15 protein-coding genes and 1 pseudogene are annotated in these 19,234 nt (G+C 63.6%); 8 read left to right on the forward strand and 8 right to left on the reverse strand.

All coding sequences use genetic code 11. The features are described from left to right. Window positions 1-56: 56 nt before the first annotated feature. The 5 genes from PspCFBP13528_RS15760 (at window position 57) to PspCFBP13528_RS15780 (ending at window position 6,528) form a co-directional block, all read left to right on the forward strand. Window positions 57-2,570 carry a TonB-dependent receptor gene (locus PspCFBP13528_RS15760; RefSeq protein ID WP_137200587.1) on the forward strand — a complete coding sequence of 838 codons (2,514 nt, stop codon included), beginning with the start codon at window positions 57-59 and terminating at the stop codon, window positions 2,568-2,570. A 142-nt stretch (window positions 2,571-2,712) separates the two neighbouring features. Next, the gene (locus tag PspCFBP13528_RS15765) at window positions 2,713-4,578 is read left to right on the forward strand and encodes a phytase (protein WP_137200589.1); all 1,866 of its coding nucleotides are present in this window, start codon (window positions 2,713-2,715) and stop codon (window positions 4,576-4,578) included. Window positions 4,579-4,625: 47 nt separating this feature from the next. Next, a complete protein-coding gene (gene tolQ / locus PspCFBP13528_RS15770; RefSeq protein WP_137200591.1) occupies window positions 4,626-5,318 on the forward strand; it encodes a protein TolQ in 693 nt (230 codons plus the stop codon). A gap of 14 nt (window positions 5,319-5,332) precedes the next feature. Continuing rightward, entirely contained in the window at window positions 5,333-5,779 is a 447-nt protein-coding gene (gene tolR / locus PspCFBP13528_RS15775) for a protein TolR (protein WP_065952812.1), read from the forward strand. Beyond that, window positions 5,776-6,528, forward strand: a complete 753-nt coding sequence (locus tag PspCFBP13528_RS15780; protein ID WP_137200593.1) for an energy transducer TonB — start codon at window positions 5,776-5,778, stop codon at window positions 6,526-6,528. Before tolR ends, PspCFBP13528_RS15780 begins: the two co-directional genes overlap by 4 nt. 126 nt (window positions 6,529-6,654) lie before the next feature. Here the strand turns inward: PspCFBP13528_RS15780 and PspCFBP13528_RS15785 are convergent, their stop codons facing one another. The 6 genes and pseudogenes from PspCFBP13528_RS15785 to PspCFBP13528_RS15810 all read right to left on the reverse strand — a co-directional run bounded on the left by PspCFBP13528_RS15785 (window position 6,655) and on the right by PspCFBP13528_RS15810 (window position 12,382). Continuing rightward, on the reverse strand, window positions 6,655-7,602 hold the full coding sequence (locus PspCFBP13528_RS15785; RefSeq protein ID WP_137200596.1) for a D-isomer specific 2-hydroxyacid dehydrogenase family protein: 948 nt from the start codon (window positions 7,600-7,602) through the stop codon (window positions 6,655-6,657). Next, the gene (locus PspCFBP13528_RS15790) at window positions 7,599-8,768 is read right to left on the reverse strand and encodes an acyl-CoA dehydrogenase family protein (protein WP_065952809.1); all 1,170 of its coding nucleotides are present in this window, start codon (window positions 8,766-8,768) and stop codon (window positions 7,599-7,601) included. Before PspCFBP13528_RS15790 ends, PspCFBP13528_RS15785 begins: the two co-directional genes overlap by 4 nt. Before the next feature lie 120 nt (window positions 8,769-8,888). Then, window positions 8,889-9,122: pseudogene (locus tag PspCFBP13528_RS15795) on the reverse strand (LLM class flavin-dependent oxidoreductase); the annotation flags it as partial. Window positions 9,123-9,132: 10 nt separating this feature from the next. Next, a complete protein-coding gene (locus tag PspCFBP13528_RS15800) occupies window positions 9,133-10,107 on the reverse strand; it encodes an ABC transporter substrate-binding protein (protein WP_137200598.1) in 975 nt (324 codons plus the stop codon). A gap of 83 nt (window positions 10,108-10,190) precedes the next feature. Further along, entirely contained in the window at window positions 10,191-11,774 is a 1,584-nt protein-coding gene (locus PspCFBP13528_RS15805) for a rhodanese homology domain-containing protein (protein WP_065952806.1), read from the reverse strand. Next, window positions 11,771-12,382, reverse strand: a complete 612-nt coding sequence (locus tag PspCFBP13528_RS15810) for a cysteine dioxygenase (protein ID WP_137200600.1) — start codon at window positions 12,380-12,382, stop codon at window positions 11,771-11,773. The genes PspCFBP13528_RS15805 and PspCFBP13528_RS15810 overlap by 4 nt, the downstream gene beginning before the upstream one ends. Window positions 12,383-12,594: 212 nt before the next feature. Here PspCFBP13528_RS15810 and PspCFBP13528_RS15815 point away from each other — a divergent pair, with 212 nt between their 5' ends. Together PspCFBP13528_RS15815 and PspCFBP13528_RS15825 are read left to right on the forward strand one after the other, a co-directional pair. After that, entirely contained in the window at window positions 12,595-13,500 is a 906-nt protein-coding gene (locus tag PspCFBP13528_RS15815) for a LysR family transcriptional regulator (protein ID WP_065952804.1), read from the forward strand. A gap of 980 nt (window positions 13,501-14,480) precedes the next feature. After that, window positions 14,481-15,275: a class II aldolase/adducin family protein gene (locus PspCFBP13528_RS15825; protein WP_065952803.1), complete on the forward strand. Its 795-nt coding sequence runs from the start codon at window positions 14,481-14,483 to the stop codon at window positions 15,273-15,275. A 55-nt stretch (window positions 15,276-15,330) separates the two neighbouring features. Here the strand turns inward: PspCFBP13528_RS15825 and tkt are convergent, their stop codons facing one another. Then, entirely contained in the window at window positions 15,331-17,388 is a 2,058-nt protein-coding gene (gene tkt / locus PspCFBP13528_RS15830; protein ID WP_137200602.1) for a transketolase, read from the reverse strand. 175 nt (window positions 17,389-17,563) lie between these two features. Between tkt and PspCFBP13528_RS15835 the strand changes: the two genes are divergently transcribed. Beyond that, window positions 17,564-17,788 (forward strand): DUF465 domain-containing protein, encoded by a 225-nt coding sequence (locus PspCFBP13528_RS15835; RefSeq protein ID WP_137200603.1) that lies wholly within the window; start codon window positions 17,564-17,566, stop codon window positions 17,786-17,788. A 62-nt stretch (window positions 17,789-17,850) separates the two neighbouring features. Here PspCFBP13528_RS15835 and PspCFBP13528_RS15840 read toward each other — a convergent pair whose 3' ends face one another. Then, on the reverse strand, window positions 17,851-19,227 hold the full coding sequence (locus PspCFBP13528_RS15840; RefSeq protein ID WP_137200605.1) for a VOC family protein: 1,377 nt from the start codon (window positions 19,225-19,227) through the stop codon (window positions 17,851-17,853). Window positions 19,228-19,234: the final 7 nt, after the last annotated feature.

Consider the following 19,234-nt stretch of genomic DNA (forward strand, 5'->3'; position numbering starts at 1 on the left):
CCCTCCCAGTTGCCGGGTCCCTTGCCTGGCGCCAACGGATTCTTGGGGAGGGTTTCATGTACAAGCGCACCGGGCTCGTCAGCTTCACGCTTACCGCCTTGGCCCTGGCAATCGCCTGCGAGCGGCTCAACGCCGCCGAAGCGGCCACCACCGAGCATGTCGATGTGGTCGGGCAGGCCGCCGCCATTGGCAGCGCCCTCAGGGAGCAACGCGTCTCCGACAGCATCAAGAGCGTGGTGCATGCCGACGGTGTGGCCCAGTTGCCGGATGAAAACGTCGCCGAAGCGGTGCAGCGCCTGCCGGGGATCAGCGTCGAACGTGACCAGGGCGAAGGCCGGTTTGTCAGCGTGCGCGGCCTGGGGCCGGACCTCAACAGCGTGACCATCAACGGCACTCTGGTGCCCTCGCCCGAAAGCGAGCGCCGCGCCGTGGCTCTCGACGTACTGCCCTCGGAACTGGTGCAGTCGCTGTCGGTGATCAAGACGCTGACGCCGGACATGGACGCCAACTCCCTCGGCGGCACCGTCGACGTAAAAAGCCTGTCGGCGTTCGACCACAAGGGCCTGTTCTACACCGGCAGCACCGAGGCCAGCTACGACAAGAACACCCGCCAGACCAGCCCGAAATTCTCCGGCGCCGCCAGCAACCGCTTCAGCCTTGGCGAGGGTGTCGACAATTTCGGCGTGGCTGCGGCCCTCAGTTGGCAGAAGCGCGATTTCGGCTCGGACAACGTCGAAACCGGCGGCGCCTGGGATTTTCGCAACGGCGCCAGGCTCAACGAGTTCGAGCAGCGCGACTACGACATCAGCCGCGAACGCGCCGGTGGTGGCCTGAACTTCGACTACAAGCCCGATGACCTGAGCAGCTACTACCTGCGCACCCTCTACAGCCGCTACAAGGACACCGAAACGCGCAACGCCGCCAGCCTCGAATTCGCGGAACCACAAGCGCCGGGCGAACTGGGCGAGGCCGACGGCAAGCGCAAGCTCAAGAACCGCGAAGAAACCCAGCAGATCCAGTCCTACGTGTTCGGCGGCGAGCGGATGCTCGGCCTGTGGACCTTGAGTGGCCAGGCCGGTTACAGCCGCTCCAGTGAGGACAGCCCGGTGCATATCGCCGGGGCCACCTTTGACGGCGGTGACTTTGCAGGCAGCGGTTTCTACGACAAGGCCAAGCCACGCCCGATCATCGGCAGCGGCTTCTACGACGCCAGCAATTTCAGCCTCGATAAAGTCGACTGGGAGAAACAGCACACCCAGGACACCGAGAAAAACCTGCGCCTGGACCTGGCCCGTGACTATGACCTGAGTGGCTACGCCTCACAGTTCAAGTTCGGCGGCAAGGTCAGCCGCCGCCATAAAGACAACGACCTGCAAGCCTGGGCCTACAAGGACCTCGATGAACAGGGCTTCACTGACGAGCAGCTCAACCTCACGCAGTTCCAGAAGGGCAACGTCGACTACCGTCTCGGCCGCTTTGGCCCAGGCATCAGCGCGGGCAATATCCGCCAGTTGATCGGTGGCCTCAACCGTGATGACTTCTACGACCCGACCGAATCGCGGGTCAACGACTTCACAATCCGCGAGGACATCAACGCCGGCTACCTGATGAACACCGTCGACATCGACGACTGGCGGTTCATTGCCGGGATGCGCTACGAGGGCACCGAATTCGACGCCAAGGGCACCGGCGCCACGAACGGTCAGTTCAGCACCACCGAGACCAAACGCCGTTATCACCACTGGTTGCCGGGCCTGCACGCGCGCTACCAGATCGACAAGAACACCCAGCTGCGTGCCGCCTGGACCAAGTCCGTGGTACGCCCGACCTTTGGTCAACTGGCCCCAGGCTTCGTGATCGACGATGACGAAGCCACCTTCGGCAACCCGGACCTCAAGCCCCTGGAGTCGAGCAACCTGGACCTGGGCATCGAACACTTCATGGGCCGCGCCGGTAGCGTGTCGGCGTTCGTGTTCTACAAGGACATCCAGAATTTCGTCTACAACACCGACGTCGCCGGCACGGGCGCCTGGACCAACTTCGCCGAGGCCCACACCTTTGCCAACGGTGACAGCGCCAAGCTGTATGGCCTGGAACTGGCCTACTCACAAAAATTCGACTGGCTGCCCGCGCCGTGGAACGGCCTGCTGATCGGCGCCAACAGCACCTTCAGCCGCTCCAGCGCGGACATCGAGGGCTTCGACAGTGCCGGCGGGCGCAACCGCAAGCGCAACATCAGCCTGCCCAACCAGTCGGACAGCGTCGGCAACCTGATGCTGGGCTGGGAAGACGAGAAACTCAGCCTGCGCCTCTCCGCCAACTACAAGTCGGCCTACCTGTACGAGCTGGCGTCGATCAACGACAAAGCCCATGACCTGCATGTGGATGCGCAGACCTTCGTCGATTTCAGCGCGCGTTATTCGCTGAGCAAAAACCTGCAAGTGAGCTTCGAGGCACAGAACCTGACGGATGAGTCGTACTTCGTCTACACCGGCCACCGCAGCTACAACGGCCAGTACGAAGAGTACGGGCCCACTTACAAGCTGGGCCTGACCTTCACCCATTTTTGAATTCAACCCATTCCCAATGTGGGAGGGGGCTTGCCCCCGATAGCAGTGGGTCAGTCAAAGCTGCATCAACTGACACATCGCCATCGGGGGCAAGCCCCCTCCCACAGTGGATCTTCACCGTATTCGAAGGATTTGCCTGTTCATGAGAACTTCCAGGCTGTACCTGCTGATCGCGCTGGTCATCAGCGCTAATGCATTCGCCACTGACCTGGCCCTGACCCCCTGGGCGCCGGGCCTGAATGCCGAGGCTGTCGCATTCCTGCCCAACCGCACCGACCCTGTGGTCGCCAGTACCCGCGATGGCCTGTTGCTGCTTGACGAAAAAGGCGCCGAACTGGCCCGATTCAACGGCAATTTCAGCAGCCTCGACAGCCGCACCGCCGGCAACCGATCGCTGGTCGCCAGCCTCGACAACGACCGCCAGCAGGCCGTGTTGATCAGCCTTGATGTCGCTGGCAAGGCCTGGGGCAAGCCGCTGTATCTGCCCACCCGCGACTTCCCGGTGAACGGCCTGTGCCTGTACCGCGATGCGGCGGGCAATCTGTTCGTGTTCCTGGTGGGTGAGGAGGGCAAGGGCGAGCAATGGCTGGTGGGCAGTGGCGCGACGCTGCTGGCCCAGGCGCAGCGCGTGCGCGGCCTGCCGCTGCCGCCGTCGGCGCAGTTCTGTCAGGTGGACGATGGGGCCGAGCGCCTGCTGGTGAACGAAGCAAACGTCGGCTGGTGGGCCTACCCGGCGCACCCGGAAGCCGAGGTGAAACGCACGCCCGTGGCGCTGTTCGACAATCTCGGGCGCGAAGCTGGCGCCATGGCGCTGATGCCGGGTGGGGTGGTGGCGCTGGACCCGAAAACCGCTCGCTTGCATCTGTTCCAGCAGACCGGCGAACGCTGGGCCGAGCAATCGAGCCTGACCTTGCCGGGCCTCAAGGAGCCGGAGCAACTGGCGATCAACGGCCGGCATCTGTTGGTACGCGATGATGACAGCGGCCAGCTCTACCAGGGCAAACTCGACTGGCAGGCCACGCCGGTACCGGCCGCCCCGGGGCTGGCGCAGGTCACGGCTCTGCGCCAGACCGAGCCGGTGAGTCGCCAGGGCGATGCGGCGGATGACCCGGCCATCTGGATTCACCCGCACACACCCACGCACAGCCGCGTATTGGGCACCAACAAGAAGCACGGCCTGCTCGCCTATGACCTCAACGGCAAGCTGCTGCAGGAACTGGCGGTCGGGCGCCTGAACAATGTCGACGTACGCCCCAACTTCAAGCTGGGCACGCAGACCGTCGACCTCGCCGTCGCCAGCAATCGCGATCGCAACAGCCTGAGCCTGTTCAGCATCGACCGCCAGAGCGGCGAGCTGCAGGAAGCCGGCGAAGTGCCGACGCCGCTCAAAGAGATCTACGGCATCTGCCTGTTCCAGCCCGCCGGCGGCGAGCTGTATGCGATAGCCAACGGCAAGGACGGCACCTTCCTGCAATACCGCCTGAGTGCCCCGACCGGGCGTGTGCAGGGCGAGCTGGTGCGACAGTTCAAGGTCGACAGCCAGCCGGAAGGTTGTGTGGCCGATGACCAACGCCAGCGCTTGTTCCTGGGGGAGGAGGACGTCGGCGTGTGGGCGCTGGATGCCCGCGCCGACCAACCGGCCACGCTGACCAGCGTGATCAAGGTCGGCGCGCAACTGCACGCGGATGTCGAAGGCCTGGCGCTGTACCAGAGCGTCGCACGGGATTACCTGGTGATCTCGAGCCAGGGCAATGACAGCTACCTGGTGCTGGATGCCGAACCGCCGTTCGCCGTGCACGGTGCCTTTCGCGTCGGCTTGAACGCCGCCGCCGGCATCGACGGGGCCTCCGAAACCGACGGCCTGGAAGCCACCGCCATCAACCTGGGCGGACCGTGGAGCCAGGGCATGCTGGTGGTGCAGGACGGGCGCAAGCGCATGCCCGAGCAAGCCCAGAACTTCAAGTTCGTGCCCTGGGCCGAGGTGACCCGCGCGCTGAAACTGCCTTGAGCTGTCATCACGCAGTCATCCGTTTTTAATCGAATAGGAGTTTCACCATGCACGCGACGATGGAACATATGACGATCTGGAGCTTGATCAGCGATGCCAGCCTGTTGGTCAAGGCGGTGATGATCACTTTGCTGCTGGCGTCCCTGCTCAGTTGGTACCTGATCATTCGGCGCGGCAGTGTGCTGCGGCGCCTGGAGCGGCAATTGAATGATTTCGTGGCGCGCTTTCGCGTCGCATCGGACTTACAGCCGCTGTACCGCGACGCCGTGCAGGCGGGCAAGGACGGTGTTGCGCCGATCTTTATCGCCGGTATGCAGGAATACCAGCACCTGCACACCCATGACCCTGCGGTGCTCGAAGGCGTGGAACGTGCGCTGCAGGTGGCAATCACCGAGCAGGAGCTGGAGCTGGAAAAGGGCCTGCAGTTTCTTGCGACGGTGGGTTCGGTCAGCCCCTATATCGGGTTGTTCGGCACCGTGTGGGGCATCATGAATTCGTTCCTGGGCTTGTCCCAGGTACAACAGGCCACCTTGTCCACGGTGGCGCCGGGGATTGCCGAAGCCTTGATCGCCACGGCCATTGGCCTGTTTGCGGCGATTCCGGCCGTGATCGCCTATAACCGTTTTGCCGCGCGCAGCCAGACCCTGCTCACCCGCTACTACGCCTTCGGCAATGAACTGCAAGTGCGCCTGCATCGCGCCCTGCGCGGTACCTCAATCAACCTGGCCGTGGCCGCCTGAACAGGAGCGAACCGATGTTGACCAGGCCGCAACGCAAACACGGGCCCAAGGCCGAGATGAACGTGGTGCCCTATATCGATGTGATGCTGGTGCTGCTGGTGATCTTCATGGTCACCGCGCCCATGCTGACCCAGGGCGTGAAGATCGAATTGCCCAAGGTCGCCGCCGAGGCGCTGGCCACCGACACCCGCCAGCAAATCCTCACGCTGTCGGTGAAGGCGGACGGCGGTTACTACTGGAACCTGGGCGGCGAACTCGACACACGGCACCAGACCGACAGCGCCGTGAGCCTGGAAGACATGGGCGCCAAGGTCATGCAGGTGGTGGCGGCGCGCAGCGACACCCAGGTGTATATCCGCGCTGACGACAACGCCGGGTACGGTCGCGTGGTGGCCGCCATGGCGGTGTTGCAAAAGGGGGGTGTCACCCACCTGGGGCTGGTGACCGAGGCCCCCCAATGACCGCGATGATCATGCACGGTGCGACGCGGGCGCAGATACCGGACAGCGACGGGCTGTGGCGCAACAGCCTGGCGGCAGGCCTGGCCGTGGCGCTGCATGTGGCGGTAGCGGCGGCGCTGATGCTGGGCTGGTCGCCGGAAAAACCGCAGGCAGACGCGCCGAGGGTGATGCACACGCAGTTGGTGATGATGCCGGCGCCAGCGCCTGAGCCGGTAGCCCCGCTTACTCCCGTAGCGCCTGAGCCTGTTGTTGTCCCTGTACCGGCCAAACCAACGGTTGACCCGCAGATTCAGGCGCAAAAACTTGAGAAAGCCGCCCTGGCGCGCAAACGGGTCGAAGCGCAGAAAATCGAACAGCAGCGCCTGGCCGCCGAGCAACGCAATCGGGAGCTGGAGCAGCAACGTCTGAACCAGGAGCGTGTGGCTGCTGAAAAAGCCCGCGCCGCCGTGCCCGCGCCCACCGCTGCTCCGGCGTTCGATAGCCGCCAGTACCAGCCCTTGAGCAAGGCCGTCCCGGACTACCCGGAGCGTGCACTGGACAAAAATATTGAAGGCGACTGTTCGGTGGAATACACCGTCAATCCCCAGGGCCGGGTGGAAAACCCCAAGGTACTGGACGGCTGTCACCCATTGTTTATCCGACCCTCACTGGCGGCGGCGAATACCTTTCGCTATCAGCCGAGGATCGTCGACGGCAAGCCCGTCGCCGTACCGGCGGTGCGCAACACCTTTCACTACCGCATAAAATGAGACCCACCAGTACCCCGATAAAACTGTGGGAGGGGGCTTGCCCCCGATTGCTGAGTGTCAGCCAATGCATCATTTGACTGATGCACCGCTATCGGGGGCAAGCCCCCTCCCACAGTTTGGATCGCCTCAGGCGTTGGCGACGTTGGCTAATTCAAGGCCCGCCACATACCGCTGCAGATTCGCCAGGAACGTATCGGCAATCTCCTCCTTGCTATGGGTGGAGATCGCCGAGGTGTGCGGCGACAACCGCACCCTCGGATGCGTGTACAACGGATGCCCATCCGGCAACGGCTCAGGCTCGGTCACGTCGAGTGACGCCAGCCCGATACGGCCGCTATCCAGCGCCTCCAGCAGCGCCTCCTGGTCCAGCAACCCACCCCGCGCGATATTGATCAGGTGCAGCCCCGGCCTGGCGCTGCCCAGTACGTCGCGATTGATGATCCGCCGCGTCGCATCGGTCAGCGGTGCCGCCACCACCAGATGATCGGCACGGGCGAACAGGTCGTGGATATCCTTGGCCGGCTCCACACCGTCGACGTCAAATGGCGTCGCGCTTTGGCGCAGCGCTACGACCTTGATGCCCAGGGCCAGGGCCTTTTGCGCCAGGCGCTGGCCAATCGCACCAAACCCGAGAATGCCCAGGGTCGTGCCCTTGAGCGGGCGCAACGCGGTGAACTGCCACTGCGAATCCTGCACCCAGATAGCCGGCAGATGCTTGGACGCGGCAAACATTGCCGCCAGGGCGAACTCGGCCAGGTTGTCGGCGGCGCTGCCCCGTGACGTGGTCACCGGCGGGCCGTTGAACAGCCATTGCGGGTAGAAGTCGATGCCCGACGACACCAGATGCACCCATTGCGCACCGTAGGGCCAGCCCGGTGGCGGCGTATCGGGTGCGGTGTAGCCGCGCACGTTGATGGGGCGCAGCAGCAGGATATTCGCCTGGGGCGGCAGGTCGCTCGGCACGCCGACCGGCACCCCGATCACCTGGGCTTGGGGATGCAGCGTGGCGAGCCGCGCGCGGATCACGTCGTTGTAGTCTTCGTCCAACTGGCTGGCAATAATCACCTGACTCATGTGCGATCCTTCTGACGTTGGGCGAACACCGCTTTGCCGACGCCTTGCAGCACGGCGTCGTTCTGTGGGGTATGCACGCGACTGCACAGCACGTCGCGATAATGCCGTTGCAGTGGGCTGTGCCGTGACAGGCCGGGGTTGCCCGAGGCCTCGATGGCCAACTCGACCGCACGAATGGCGTTACCGGTCACCAGGTACTTCAATTGCGCCGCGTTGGCGACCGGGGTACGGCCGTGGGCGGCGGCGTCGAGCAGGCTGCGGTTGGCAAACAACAGGGTGTCGATATGGCCGACGGTTTCCTGGAAACGCGGCAAGGTCGACAGCGCTGCACCGAGATTCGACGGCTGGCGTTCTTCCAGCCAGTGCACCAGCCAGTCCCGCGCAGCCTGGGCCACAGCGTCGTACACCGATGACAGCAGCACCGACATCCACAGGAATCCCTCGCCATCGAGCTCCGGCTGCGGCGCACTCCAGGGGCTGACGCTGACCGCGTGGTCCAGCGGCACCCGCACATTGTCGAGCACCACTTCATGGCTGCAGGTGGCGCGCATGCCCAGGTGATCCCAGGTGTCGATGATGCTCACGCCGGGGCTGTCCTTGGGCACCAGCCAGGCGCCCACCAGCGGGTCGGCATCGTCACTGCGCGCCCAGACGCTGAACCAGCTCAGGCCATGGCTGCCGGTGGAGTAGATCTTGCGCCCGCTGATGCGCCAGCCTTCGGCGCTGCGCACGGCGATGGTTGCCGGCAGGCCGCCGCGGGCCGGTGTGCCCAGGTCCGGTTCGACGCGCAGGGCATTGATCAGCGCGCCCTTTTTCACCGCGTCCTCGGCGACGCGCACCCGCAAGTGCCGGGGCCAGGTCTGGCTGTCTTGCAGGCGGGTGTGTTGCAGGTATTGCATCACCAGGATCAGTGCGGTGGAGGGCTCGCCCCTGGCAATCGCGCTGATGGCTTTGCGCGCCAGGGGCAGGTTGGCGCCGCCGCCGCCGAGGGTTTTGGGCACCGTGAGCGCGGTCAGGCCGTGGGCGTGCAGCAACGCGAAGTTGGCGTGGGGGAAGGCGCCGCTTTCATCGTAAAGATGTGCGGTGCTGGCCAGCTCGGCGCTGAGGCGTTCGAGGGTGGCGTCGAAATCGACGGCTTCCACGGCGCGTAGAGGCGATTGAGTCATAAGCATGTACCCGATTAAAAATGTGGGCGGGAGCTTGCCCCCGATAGCGGTGGTTCAGCCAAGGTATGTACCGCCTGACACACCGCCATCGGGGGCAAGCCCCCTCCCACAGGGGATAGTGGTCAACGGTTCGAAACGGTTGAGGTAGTGCGGGCTGGATTTGGCGTGGATATGCAGGCTGTCGGCGATGAACACGAAGTCGAACCGGGCGGCTTCGGCCAATTCGGTCTGCTGCTTGTAAAAGCCGAAATTCGCACTGGCGTCGGGCTGCGCCTGCGGGTGACGCCATTCGCCCCACCCGTGGCCGACACCGTGCACCATGGCACCGAGTTTCAATTGACGTGGCTTGCTCATGGGCTGCTCCTTAGCGTGAGGCTTGGGAATTGGGGGCGCGCAGGGCGTTGAAGGCTTTGTCGAAGCCTTGCGACACGTCGATATGCCGGCTCAGCAGGCCTTCTTTCTGGTAGGTGTCGGCGGTGGCTTGCAGGCCGCTGATCACGGCGTCGTCGATCAGCACCGGGGACAGGCGGGTGTCCTTGGCCACTTCGATGTGCACGGCCAGCGGCAGGCCGGTGATTCTGGCCTGGGCGGCGGCGTATTCGTCGGGGTGGCGGTTGGCCCAGGCATAGGCGCGGTCAACGCGGGCGACAAAGTCGTCCAGTTGCACGCGTTTGTCGGCAATGGCGCTGTCGGTGGCGGCGAAGTACAGGTGGTTGCTCAACAGGTTTTTGCCGCTGACCAGCACACGCGCGTTGCTTTGCGAGGTGACCACGGTGGTGTACGGGTCCCAGGTGGCCCAGGCATCGGCGGTGCCGTTGTCCAGCACCAGCCGCGATTCGGCGGGCAGCAGGAAGATGAACTGCACATCCTGTGAGGTCAGGCCTGCGCCGGCCAGGGCTTTGATCGCCAGGTAGTGCCCGATGGAGCCGCGTCCGGTGACGATTTTCTTGCCCTTGAGGTCGGCGGCGGTCTTGATCGGCGAATCCTGCGGCACCAGCAGGGCGGTGGTGTTACGCCCTTCGGCGTGGATGATGCTGATCACTTTGAGCGATGCACCGGCGCCGAGGGCGAACACATAGGGCGCATCGCCCAGGGCGCCGACATCCACCGCACCGGCATTCAGCGCTTCGCCCAGGGGCGAGGCCGAGGGAAATTCCGACCACTTGATTTCGTACGGTACGTTTCGGGTCTCGCCTGAGGCTTCCAGCAGCGCTTTGATCGTCGACTTCTGGTTGGCCACGCGCAGGGGTTGCAGGTCGGCGGCATGGACGTTGCCGAGCAGGCCGAGCGCCAGGGCGCCGCCCAGGAACAGGCGCTTGAAAGGGGTAGTAGACAGCATGGGACAGACTCCAGGCGTTGGGTAAGGGAAGATGCCTCCGCCTGGAGAAGGGGTCGGATTTCCGGGAACGGTGCAGCGGTGGATCAGATCACGTAGAAGCCGTGGGTGGCGTCGCGCGCCAATTGCTCGACCAAGCCGAATTCCCAGTCCAGGTAGGCCTGCATGGCTTCGCGTGGGTTATCGGTGCCTTCATAGGGGCGGCGGTAGCGGTCGATGCGCGGTGAGGCAAGATGGCTTTCACCTGCTTCCAGCGGCAGTTGCGCAGCGACCCAGGCGGCGGTGCCGTCCTGCAACAGGTACACCTGCCTGCCGGTCAACGCTTGAACTTCAGCCACCGCCAGGCGTGCCAACTGGCTGCTGCCGCAGGTCAATACGTAGCGCTGCGCGGTGGGCACCTTGGCCAGGGCCTCGGGCAATTGCGCGCGCAGCACCCACCAGGCGCCGGGGATATGGCGTTTCACGTAATTGGCGCTGGCGGTGAAATCCAGCACCACGGTGTCGCCATGATCGAGCCAGTCGGCCAGTGTCGGCGGGCTGATCAGTTCGGCCTGGGGCGGCGCGGGCACCGGGGCGATCCAGGCGCCCTGTGCGCTGAAGTGCGCGTCTTGCAGCTCGTCCAGCACAAAGACTTCCCAACCCAATTGCGCGAGCCAGGACGCCGACATGTTCGCGCGCACGCCGTCATCGTCCACCAATACCAGGCGCGCGCCACGCACGCTGGCGACGTGGTCGGTTTCCTGCACCAGTTGCCCGCCCGGTGTGGAGCGGGCGCCGGGCAGGTGGCCGGCTTCGAATTCTTCCGGGGTGCGCACGTCGAACAGGTAAGTGGTGCGTGCCCCATCCTGCTGCCAGCGTTGCAGGTCATCCAGGGTTGCACGGCCGACGCGAGCCTTGTCGGCCACGCCGCGCGCCTGCTGGGCGGCGCTGCGCCGATGTTCCTCAGCGGTCGGGGCAAAACGGCGCGCCTGGCCATGGGCGAGTGTCTGGCCGGCCAGGGTCCAGCCGATGGTGCCGTTGCGCAGCGCCGACACCGGGTTGGCCACGCCGGCATTGATCAGCGACTGGGTGCCGATGATGCTGCGGGTACGCCCGGCGCAGTTGACGATAATGCGCGTGGCCGGGTCCGGGGCCAGTTCACGGGCGCGCAGCACCAGCTCGGCACCCGGCACGCTGATGCCGGTGGGGATGCTCATGGTCTGGTATTCATCGAAACGCCGGGCGTCGAGCACCACCACATCGGCCTGGTTGTCGAGCAGCGCCTGGACCTCTTCGGCCGCCAGGGACGGCGTGTGGCGCTGGTTTTCCACCAGTTCGCCAAAGGCTTTGCTCGGCACATTGACGTCGATAAACAGCTCGCCGCCGGCCTGGCGCCAACCCTCAAGGCCGCCTTCAAGCAGGCTGACCCGCGTGTAGCCCAGGGCAACCAGGCGTTCGGCGGCGCGTTCGGCCAACCCTTCACCGTTGTCGTACAGCGTGACCTGGGTATCGCGGCGTGGAATGCGCGAATACACCTCCAGTTCCAGCTTGGACAGTGAGATATTCGCGGCAAACAGCGGATGGCCTTGGGCAAACGGCGCTTCCTCGCGCACGTCTACCAGGGCGACTTCCTCGCGGTCCAACAGGGCCTGGCGAATCTGGGCAAAGCTGCGGGTCGATAGGGTGCTCATAGGGCAGGGCTCTTTTCTTTGGACAAGTCCCAGATATTCGGGAGGTAGGCGTTGGAATAACCGGAGATGAACAGTTTTTCGCTGCCGTCGACTTGATACACCGCACGGCGCACCGCGCCGATGTTGGCGCCGTACACATGAATGCTGACGGACACCTGGTCATCGTAAGCATTACTTACCTGATGGATATCACCGATCCTGGGCGACACCGCTTCGACCTGGCCAGGCCGCAGATGCACCGACGTGCCCTCGGCAACCAGCGCGCCATCGGCCGTCCGGGCAAACCCCTGGGAAAACTCCGCACCGCGCAACATGCCGATCAGCCCCCACACCCGATGATCGTGAATCGGCGTGCGCTGCCCCGGCCCCCAGACAAAACTGACGATGCTGAAGCGCTGGCGCGAATCGGCGTGCAGCAGAAATTGCTGGTAGCGCTCGGGGTCGGGTTGGGCGAACTCCTCAGGCAGCCAGTCGTCGTGGCTGACCAGTTGCGCCAGCAGCTTGCCGCCACGGTGCAGCAGGTCGCCTTCGCGCGGGTTGCCGTCGATCAGCTCAGCCAAGGCGCCAATAAAGGCGCGCAGTCTCTCGGGGTGTCGGGCCTGGCTCATGAACATTCCATAGGCGGTTTTGATAGGTTTATCTAAGCATAATGTTGATGGTTAATATGCTATTTTTTAATGATTAGCTTATAGCTGCAAGTAATTTAGAACAGCGCTGCATAGCATTAGACGTTATCGATCACTGGGCGGGCTATCCAGACCGGGTTGCGCCCACTATGCTTGCGACACATCTTAATGACTGTTCTCTATGTGCGGCCCAAATGAAAATTGACGATATCGATGCCTTTGTCGAAGTGATTCGTTGCCAGTCCATCAGCCATGCCGCCGAGTCGTTGCAATTGACCCAGCCGGCCATCACCCGCCGCGTGCAGAACTTCGAGCAGGCACTGGGGGTGGAGCTGTTCGACCGCAACACCAAACCCCTCAAGCCCACGCTGATCGGTACCCGGGTGTATGAGCAGTGCCGGCTGATCCTGCGTGAGATGGACGCGCTGCGCGAGTTGGTCGCCACCGATGCACCGCCTAGCGGCGTGTTGCGCCTGGGCGTGCCGCAGACCATCGGCGACGTGGTGCTGCTCGATGCGCTCAAGCACTTGCGCACCGAGTACGTCGACCTGCGCGCCCAGGTGGCCACGGGCTGGGGCAGCCAGTTGGTGGGCAAGATCGAACGCGGCGAGCTGGATGCGGCGGTGGCGTTGTTCCCGGCGGGCAAGATCTTTGCGGACACTATCGTCGGTGAGTCCATCGGCAAGATGGAACTGGTGGTGGTGTGCGCCAAGGCGCAACTGCCGAAAAAGCCGTGCAAGCTGGCCGACGTGTACCAGAACGGCTGGATCCTCAACCCGGACGGGTGTGGCTTCCGTGCCGGCTTGCAGCGCACCCTGGCGGATCAGGGGCTGGCCTTGCGGGTCAACCTGGAAACCTTTGGCACCGAGTTGCAACTGGGGCTGGTGGCGGATGGGCTGGGCCTGGGCCTGGTACCACGTCCGCTGCTCGAGCGCAGTGCCCATCGAGAGCAACTGGCAGTGATGCCGCTGAAGGATTTCAAGCCGGTGATGGATTTATGGCTGGTCTATCCGCACTTCCTTGGCAACCTGCAGGGGCCGGTGGATGCGTTTGGCAAATGGGTGGCCGATTCGCTGCACAAGATCCGCAATGCGGCCTGAATCCCTGTAGGAGGGGGCTTGAACTTCCTTGACTGCCTCCCAGCCGACAGCTACCCACCTGACACGCCTCGATCCAATGTGGGAGGGGGCTTGCCCCCGATAGCGGCTTCCCAGCCGACAGCTACCCACCTGACATGCCTCGATCCAATGTGGGAGGGGCTTGCCCCCGATGGCGGCAACCCAGCCGACAGCTACCCACCTGACATGCCTCAATCCAATGTGGGAGGGGGCTTGCCCCCGATGGCGGCCTCCCAGCCGACAGCTACCCACCTGACACGCCTCGATCCAATGTGGGAGGGGGCTTGCCCCCGATGGCGGCCTCCCAGCCGACAGCTACCCACCTGACATGCCTCGATCCAATGTGGGAGGGGGCTTGCCCCCGATGGCGGCCTCCGGGCCGACCAGGATGTTGGATTGGACCCGAGTACATATCCGTTTCTGCGGTCACGGCCACTATGGGTTCCGCTTTTACAGCGGGTCACTTTTGGAAAAGAGCCCCAAAAGTAACCAAAAAGGCTCTTGCCCCACCACTCGGCACCTCGCCTAGGCTCGGTGTGCCCGAACGCAGGCTTGAATCCGTGGGCCGCCGCAATGGGCCATCCCTGGCCCAGTGCGGCTAACCCGGCGTCCTGCCGGGTTACCCACGGATTCAAGCCTGCGTTCGGCCAGCGTGGTTTAACGGGGCGCCTGAGATCAAAAGCAGATCAAGATCAAGATCAAGAGCGGCTCGCTTCGCATCGTGGTTACGTTTCGCGCTACAGAGTTGTGTAATACCTATGCCTCGATGAGTGTCAGTAAGCACACTGTTGACTGACTCACCGCCATCGGGGGCAAGCCCCCTCCCACATTGGTCTTGTGTTGTTGTGACTGTTTTATGAAAATTAATAATAATTAGCTTAGATTAAAATGTGCTTTTTATTATTACTGGGCATCCCCTAGGCTGGCCTTGAAGTCCTTAAGGCCATCCGGGAAGTTTTGCCATGAGCAGCGTTACCTCGCTATCGAGCGTCGCCAATACCGTCCGCCAACGCGTCACGCCAGAGGAATGGGAGGTGCGCGTCAAACTGGCCGCCGCCTATCGACTGGCGGCCCTGTACAAGTGGACCGACCATATCTACACGCACTTCTCCGCCCGTGTGCCAGGGCCCGAGGAACATTTCCTGATTAACGCGTTCGGGCTGTTATTCGATGAGATCAGCGCCTCCAACCTGGTCAAGGTCGACCTCGACGGCACCCTGGTCGACGATCCCACCGGGCTGGGCATCAATTACGCCGGCTACGTGATCCACAGTGCCATCCACGGTGCCCGCCACGACTTGCAAGCGGTGCTGCACACCCACACACGTGACGGTATTGCGGTGTCCGCACAGAAGGACGGCTTGTTACCGATTTCCCAGCACTCCATCGCCTTCTCCGGTCGTGTGGCCTATCACGGCTACGAAGGGGTGGCCCTGGACCTGGACGAGCGGGAGCGGCTGGTGGCGGACCTGGGCGACAAGAGTGTGATGATCCTGCGTAACCATGGGCTGTTGACGGCAGGCATCAGCGTGGAGCATGCGTTTCAACAACTGCAAGGGCTGGAGCGGGCGTGCACTATTCAGATTGCGGCGCAGGCAGGCGGGAAGGCGGAGTTGGTCTTCCCGCCCGCTGAAGTGGTGGCCAGGGTCGAGCAGCAGGCCAAGGTCTTCAGCAGCGGGGAAGGGCCTGGGGTGACGCGGCACTGGAATGCATTGATTCGGCAGTTGGAGCGCACCGATACCGACTATAAACATTGATCCCGAGCCGCACGCGGATGCAGCAGGGAGCAAGCCCCCTGTGCATTGCCGCCGTTTATTCAGGCCGGGTGTGCTGGATTTGCTGCTTGGCCAGCGCCACCACATTTTCCACGGTGAAGCCGAACTTTTCCTGCAACTTCGACAGGGGGGCCGAGGCGCCAAAGCTGTTCATCACCACTTTGGCGCCAGACTGTCCGACGTAGCGATCCCAGCCCAGGGGGCCGGCCTGCTCCATCACCACCCGGGCCTTCACGGTCGGCGGCAAGACGCTGTCGCGGTAGGCCTGGTCCTGGTCTTCAAACAATTCCCAGCTGGGCATCGACACCACCTGCGCAGCAATGCCTTCGCCCGTGAGTTGCTCGTAGGCCGTGACCGCCAGGCTGACTTCACTGCCGGTGGCGATCAGGATCACCTCTGGCTTGTCCGCACCGGCCAACACATAGGCGCCCTTGGTCGCACCTGCGGCCGACGCGTAACGGCTACGGTCCAGAGTCGGCAGCGGCTGGCGCGACAGCACGACACAGCTGGGCCGATGGGTTTGCGCCAGCGCCACCTTCCACAACTCAAGGGTTTCATTCGCATCCCCTGGGCGCAGGGTCAGCAAGCCCGGGGTGGCGCGCAGTTGGGTCAGGTGTTCGATGGGTTGATGCGTCGGGCCGTCTTCGCCCACGCCGATGGAGTCGTGGGTAAACACGAACACCACTGGCAGCTCCATGATCGCCGCGAGCCGGATCGGCGGTTTCATGTAGTCGCTGAAGACCAGGAACGTCGAGGTGTAGGGCCGCAAGTAGGACAGCGCCACGCCGTTGGCAATCGCGCCCATGGCGTGCTCGCGTATGCCGAAGTGCAGGTTGCGCCCGCTGTAGTCGTCGGCGCTGAAACGGCCCGCGCCGTCGAAGGTGAGGTTGGTCTTGGTCGACGGCGACAGATCCGCAGAGCCGCCCAGCAACCACGGGATATTTTGCGCAAAAGCGTTCAGCACCTCGCCGCCCGAAGCACGGCTGGCGACGCCCTTGGCATCGGCCGCAAAGCTCGGCAGATCGGCCTGCCAATGCTCGGGCATTTCCCCGGCACGCATGCGCTGCAGCTCATCGGCGCGTTGTGGGTCGAGGGAGGCCAAGGTCTGGTTCCACTCGGCATACAGCGGCTCGGCCCGCTCAACGAGTGCATCGCGCAATGTTGTGCGCGCCTCATCGGGCACCAGGAAACTGGCGTCCTCCGGCCAGCCATACGCGGCCTTGGTCAGGCGAATTTCATCCTCGCCCAGCGGCTCGCCATGGGCGGCAGCGGTGTTGTGTTTGTGCGGCGAGCCGTAGCCGATCACGCTGTCGACCACAATCAGGGTCGGTGCGCCGGTATTGGCCTTGAAGGTCTCCAGCGCCACACTCAATGCCTGCAGATCATTGGCATCGGTGACATGCACGGTGTGCCAGCCATACGCCTGGAAGCGCTTGATCACATCTTCACTGAAGGCCAGCTCGGTGTGACCCTCGATGCTGATGGTGTTGTTGTCGTAGATCCAGCACAGGTTATCCAGCTGCAAATGCCCGGCCATCGACGCCGCTTCACTGCTGATGCCTTCCATCATGTCGCCGTCACCGCACAGGGTGTAGACGTCGTAATCGAACAGCACCTGGCCGTCGCGGTTGAAACGCCGGGCCAGCCAACGCTCGGCCATGGCCATGCCCACGCTGTTGGCGCAGCCCTGGCCCAGGGGGCCAGTGGTGGTTTCCACGCCGGTGGTCATGCGGTACTCGGGATGCCCCGGGGTCTTGGAACTCATCTGGCGGAACTGTTTGATGTCGTCCAGGCTGACCGCCGGCTCACCGGAACGCTTGCCGTGGGCGTCGATTTCCACCACGCCGGCCAGGTGCAGCAGCGAATACAGCAGCATCGACGCATGCCCCACCGACAATACAAACCGGTCACGGTTGGGCCAGTCGGGATGCTCCGGGTGATAACGCAGGAAACGACTCCACAACGTATAACCCACCGGCGCCAGGCCCATGGGCGTGCCGGGGTGGCCCGAGTTGGCCTTCTGCACGGCATCCATGGCCAGGGTGCGGATAGTGTTGATGCATTGCGTGTCGGCGGCAGTTGCGGTGTGATTCATGAAACCGGTCTCCCTCGAGTGGCGATCTATAGTGGAGGGCAGGGCAGGCCAAAAGGTTTGATCCCATCGCCAGGGTTGCGACGAACGGGGCTGTATCGACTGCAAACATGACAACACCCCGGTCAATGGGCTAGCTTCAAGGGGTAGGCCATTGATCAACTTGTGGAGGTAAGTCATGCCAGTGAAACACGACCTGTATCAGGACTTGGGGTTGAGCAAGGAAGTTGTCCACGAGCGCAGGGCGGGGGACAAACGGCTGGACTCGCTGCTTACGCAATACGACGCTGCCGACGGGGAGGTGCTGAAGGCTGAATCGGCAAGCGCCAGTGATGAGGACGTGGAGAAGTTGAAGAAGAAACGGTTGCTGATCAAAGACGAAATTGTCGCGAAGTTGGCTTAAGCAAAAACCGCTGCCGGTGGACGCTCTGGTTATATCTGCAGCGTTTTATACCGGCAGCTTTTTTATACCAGCAGTGCTCTCACACACGCCTCCACGGAACGCTGCTGCGTTTCGTCATATAACTGCAACTCGTCAATCGTGCTGCGGCCCAGCGCCTTTTCGAACTCGGCTTTGTTTGAATGGGCCGCGTAGTGGCTCTGCGCGGTATCGCCCAGGTTCGACTGGAAGATCCCCGCTGCGCTCACCGGCAGGAAGTCCTCGTACACCAGCGGTTCCACCTCCACGTGCCCTGCGCTGAGCAAGGCCTGCAGCGTGCGCGGTGGGTCGGGCTGGCCGCGGGCTGCGAGGCCTTTTTCGCTGGGGAAATAGCGAAAGTAGGCCAGGCCTTGTTCGCGCATCTGCGCGTGGTTGTCCGGGAATGCCTGGAAGTGTTGCTCCAGCAATTGCTCGTAGCGCGCGGCATTGGCCTCGTTGGGTGCCGCGCCGAGTTCATTGCGGGCGGCATTCAGTAACTGGTCGTACAGGGCGCGACCCTTGGGCGTCAGCGCGACGCCGCGTTGTTCGATTTCACCGAAGCGCGCGCTGTGGCGGCCCTGGGCATCGGTAAAGGCAATGGGTTCGTCGAGGGCCTTGAAACTGGTCTGGCGCAACAGGATCGGGCAATGGCGTCGCGGTGGACCTTCGATCACGGCTTTGGGGGTGATGCCGTGGGCGGGCATGGCGGCCTGTACCTGATCGATGTCCAGGGTACGCGGGGTGAGGTGGTTGATGTGCGGGCCCTTGAAGGCCACCACGTCGGCGATCAGGCGATGCTGGTCGCTGAGTTGCCGATACTGTTCGGCCGTGACGGTGGCGCTGTGGTGCCAGCGAAAGGTCTCCAGCGCCTGGCGGATAAAGGCCTCGGCATCCTCGGCATCGAGGCCGCCGTCGGTTTCGGCCTGCTCGATCAACGCCAGGGCCCCTGGGGTGAAGATCGACCGCTTGGCCAGGGCGGTTTCGGCGAAGCTGCGCAGCGCGGGGTTTTCGATCAGCTCCAGGCGCAGCAGCGAGGTGAACACGCGGAACGGGCTGGCTTGCAGTGACTGCTCATGCACGGCGCGAAAGGCGGTGGAATGCACCGGCACGCCCGCCGGTGTCAGGTCGTAATAGCCCACTGGTTGCATGCCCATCACGGCAAACAGGCGGCTGATGGTCGCCAGCTCGGCGGCGGTGCCCAGGCGGATCGCACCGTGGCGTTCCATGCCCAGGCGCTGGATCTCGCCGGTGCGGTGCAGGTGCCCGGCCAGGCCCTGGTCGCTCTCCAGCACGTGGGCATTGGTCTGCGCCACCAGTTCCAGCAGCGCGCCGTACAACGGAACTTCATCCCGGTACATGTCGGACATCGCCTTGGAAAAGCCCTTGCGGATCTCATCGGGGCTGACATGTGCAGTGGCGTGCATAGAAAAA

Origin of the sequence: Pseudomonas sp. CFBP13528 (assembly GCF_005233615.1) — a bacterium.
GTDB classification, from domain to species: domain Bacteria; phylum Pseudomonadota; class Gammaproteobacteria; order Pseudomonadales; family Pseudomonadaceae; genus Aquipseudomonas; species Aquipseudomonas fluorescens_AM.

Excerpts from the sequence above, each read along its gene's own strand:
- PspCFBP13528_RS15760 (WP_137200587.1), top strand. The coding sequence starts at position 57 with ATGTACAAGCGCACCGGGCTCGTCAGCTTCACGCTTACCGCCTTGGCC.
- PspCFBP13528_RS15765 (WP_137200589.1), top strand. The coding sequence starts at position 2,713 with ATGAGAACTTCCAGGCTGTACCTGCTGATCGCGCTGGTCATCAGCGCT.
- tolQ (WP_137200591.1), top strand. The coding sequence starts at position 4,626 with ATGCACGCGACGATGGAACATATGACGATCTGGAGCTTGATCAGCGAT.
- tolR (WP_065952812.1), top strand. The coding sequence starts at position 5,333 with ATGTTGACCAGGCCGCAACGCAAACACGGGCCCAAGGCCGAGATGAAC.
- PspCFBP13528_RS15780 (WP_137200593.1), top strand. The coding sequence starts at position 5,776 with ATGACCGCGATGATCATGCACGGTGCGACGCGGGCGCAGATACCGGAC.
- PspCFBP13528_RS15785 (WP_137200596.1), bottom strand. The coding sequence starts at position 7,602 with ATGAGTCAGGTGATTATTGCCAGCCAGTTGGACGAAGACTACAACGAC.
- PspCFBP13528_RS15790 (WP_065952809.1), bottom strand. The coding sequence starts at position 8,768 with ATGACTCAATCGCCTCTACGCGCCGTGGAAGCCGTCGATTTCGACGCC.
- PspCFBP13528_RS15800 (WP_137200598.1), bottom strand. The coding sequence starts at position 10,107 with ATGCTGTCTACTACCCCTTTCAAGCGCCTGTTCCTGGGCGGCGCCCTG.
- PspCFBP13528_RS15805 (WP_065952806.1), bottom strand. The coding sequence starts at position 11,774 with ATGAGCACCCTATCGACCCGCAGCTTTGCCCAGATTCGCCAGGCCCTG.
- PspCFBP13528_RS15810 (WP_137200600.1), bottom strand. The coding sequence starts at position 12,382 with ATGAGCCAGGCCCGACACCCCGAGAGACTGCGCGCCTTTATTGGCGCC.
- PspCFBP13528_RS15815 (WP_065952804.1), top strand. The coding sequence starts at position 12,595 with ATGAAAATTGACGATATCGATGCCTTTGTCGAAGTGATTCGTTGCCAG.
- PspCFBP13528_RS15825 (WP_065952803.1), top strand. The coding sequence starts at position 14,481 with ATGAGCAGCGTTACCTCGCTATCGAGCGTCGCCAATACCGTCCGCCAA.
- tkt (WP_137200602.1), bottom strand. The coding sequence starts at position 17,388 with ATGAATCACACCGCAACTGCCGCCGACACGCAATGCATCAACACTATC.
- PspCFBP13528_RS15835 (WP_137200603.1), top strand. The coding sequence starts at position 17,564 with ATGCCAGTGAAACACGACCTGTATCAGGACTTGGGGTTGAGCAAGGAA.
- PspCFBP13528_RS15840 (WP_137200605.1), bottom strand. The coding sequence starts at position 19,227 with ATGCACGCCACTGCACATGTCAGCCCCGATGAGATCCGCAAGGGCTTT.